Origin of the sequence: Micromonospora sp. WMMD736 (assembly GCF_049179015.1) — a bacterium.
Lineage (GTDB): Bacteria > Actinomycetota > Actinomycetes > Mycobacteriales > Micromonosporaceae > Micromonospora.
In genome coordinates this window covers 1-2,569 of record NZ_JBMHMI010000122.1, presented here as the reverse complement: position 1 = coordinate 2,569, position 2,569 = coordinate 1, and the positions used below count along the sequence as shown (strand labels likewise).

Here is a 2,569-nt window from a genome sequence, read left to right as displayed (position 1 = left end):
CCGTCGGGTAGCACCTTGCCCGCGGTGTCGGCCAGGCCCTGCTGGGTCTTCTCCGCATTGGTGTAACGCGTCGCATCGGCCGACGTCAACCCATACTGGCCCGGGTCGTCGAGCACCTGGTCGACCGACACCCCGTGCTGCTCGGCCGCGTCACGCACCACATCGAGGTCATCCTGGAGTACCGCCTGGTTCACGTCGTCGCGCACCTCGGCCGGGATGCCGTTGAGGTTGCCCAGCTCCGGTGGGTGCTCGGCGATCAGTTGGCGCTGCTCATCGGCGCTGAGCGAGTCCCACCACTGTTTGACGTCCTCGGCACTGGTACCCGGCGGCGGCAGTTTGCGCGGGTCACCCAACGTTCCGGCCGGCGTCTCGGGCACCGGTCCGCCCAGTGCCGCCGTGATCGCCGCCGCGGTCTGCGCGTCGATCTGGTCGAACACCGCCAACAGCTTCTGGATGATCGCCGTCCACGCCGGCTCGAACAGTTTCAGCAGCGGCGGGAACGGCGGTGCGGTGGCGGTCCCGTCGTCGGCGACCTGCCAGCCGGTCGCGCGCAGCGTGTTGACCAACGACAGCACGGCGCGCTTCGTCGAGGACAGCTGCGAACCACCGGACTGCAAGGCAGACTGCAACGCCGACAGCCGGGCCCGCAGTTCCTCTTGCTTGTTGAGGTTCTGTTCGGCCTTGGCGATCGCGGCGTTGGCGGCCTGGCCCTCCCACGAACCCCGCAGCTGCGCCAAGGCCTGGCGCTGCTCGGCCATTGCGCCGTCGAGCTGCGCGATCTTGCCGCCGATCGCTGCGGCCGCCGAAACGAGGCGTTCGGGCTGCGACGCCTCGACAGTCGACAGTGACACCGGACCCCCTCCGCAGCGTGCGTCCATTGTCACCCGCGACCGACGACCAGACGAGCACCAATTGCCGAACTGCCCTCCACGGCCGGTGCGCCGTCATAACCTGAATGCCATGGCATCCGCGCAGCGTGAACCGCGTGTCGTCGTCCTGGGTGGCGGATCGTGGGGCACCACGGTGGCGTCGATCTGCTCACGGCGTGCCCCGACGGTCCAGTGGGTGCGGTCCGATGACACCGCCAAGGACATCAACGACAACCACCGCAATTCCCGCTACCTCGGCGGCGACGTCGCACTCAGTGAGACGTTGCGCGCCACCACCGACTTCACCGAGGCCGCCGGGTGCGCCGACGTTGTCGTCATGGGGGTCCCGTCGCACGGCTTCCGCGGTGTGCTCACCGAACTCGCCAGGGAACTGCGACCCTGGGTGCCGGTGGTATCGCTGGTCAAGGGCCTCGAACAGGGCACCAACAAGCGGATGAGCGAAATCGTCGACGAGGTGCTGCCCGGGCATCCGGCCGGGATCCTGGCCGGTCCGAACATCGCCCGCGAGGTCGCCGACGGGTACGCCGCCGCGGCGGTGCTGGCCATGCCCGACCAGCACCTGGCGGCTCGGCTGGCCGAGTTGTTCCGCACCCGGCGGTTTCGCACCTACACCACCGACGACGTGATCGGCGTGGAGATGGCCGGTGCGCTGAAGAACGTGTATGCGATCGCGGTCGGGATGGGCTACTCACTGGGCATCGGCGAGAACACCCGGGCCATGGTGATGGCACGGGCGGTTCGCGAGATGTCCAAGCTCGGCGAGGCGATGGGCGGGCACCGCGACACCTTCGCGGGCCTCGCCGGCATGGGCGACCTGATCGTCACCTGCACCAGCCAGCGCAGCCGAAACCGCCACGTCGGCGAACAACTCGGCGCGGGAAAACCCATCGACGAGATCATCGCGTCGATGAATCAGGTCGCCGAGGGCGTGAAGGCCGCCAGCGTCATCATGGAGTTCGCCGACGAGTACGGGTTGAACATGGCGATCGCCCGCGAGGTGGACAGCGTGGTCAACCACGGCGCCACCGTCGAGAACGCCTATCGCGGCTTGATGGTCGACAAGCCCGGCCATGAGGTGCACGGCGCGGGCTTCTGACCCGGCAGGCTCAGTCGACCGATCAGAACGGCCAGTTACCGCCGACGTCCGAGCGGTCCAGCATCGGGTTGTTGGTCAGCAGGTAGCTGCCGCCGGGGCTGATGACGAAGCCCGAATGGTCACGCGCATTCACGCACGACGTCATCACGCCGTCGGTGCCGCAGCTGACGGTCTGGTAGCTGATCCGGGAGTGCGCCGGCAACGGCTTGACCTCGCCGACGTTGCCGAACAGCGGGCCCGCGGTGTTCGACCAGCCCGGCGTCCCGGGGCCGCCGCTGACCAGGTTGGCGCCGTCGGGTGCGCCCGGGATCGGGCCGCTGCAGCCGTAACCGCCGCTGCGCTGCAACACGCAGGTCAGGCCGTCGGGGGTGGAAAAGGCGTACCAGGCGTTGTCCATCACCGCGTACTCGGATGGTTTGACGGGCGCGTAGGCATTGATGTTGGGCGCCGGCGGCGGTGCAGGCTCGGCCGTCGCCATACCCGGCGCACCGATCGCGACCGCCCCCACGGCCCCCAGCGCGCCGATCAGAATTCTGCTCAGCACGGCCTCACTGTATGCCGTCGCGACGTACGGCGCAGCATC

At 68.8% G+C, this 2,569-nt stretch carries 3 protein-coding genes; 1 reads left to right on the top strand and 2 read right to left on the bottom strand.

Annotated features, from left to right (window positions below; all coding sequences use genetic code 11):
• On the bottom strand, positions 1-851 hold an 851-nt coding region (locus ACN269_RS34480; RefSeq protein WP_421477489.1), incomplete at its 3' end, for a hypothetical protein.
• A 109-nt stretch (positions 852-960) separates the two neighbouring features.
• Here ACN269_RS34480 and ACN269_RS34475 point away from each other — a divergent pair.
• Entirely contained in the window at positions 961-1,986 is a 1,026-nt protein-coding gene (locus ACN269_RS34475) for an NAD(P)H-dependent glycerol-3-phosphate dehydrogenase (protein WP_421477488.1), read from the top strand.
• 22 nt (positions 1,987-2,008) lie between these two features.
• Here the strand turns inward: ACN269_RS34475 and ACN269_RS34470 are convergent.
• Positions 2,009-2,569, bottom strand: a 561-nt coding sequence (locus ACN269_RS34470; RefSeq protein ID WP_421477487.1) for a hypothetical protein, incomplete at its 5' end; no start/stop codon positions are given.

Excerpts from the sequence above, each read along its gene's own strand:
- ACN269_RS34475 (WP_421477488.1), top strand. The coding sequence starts at position 961 with ATGGCATCCGCGCAGCGTGAACCGCGTGTCGTCGTCCTGGGTGGCGGA.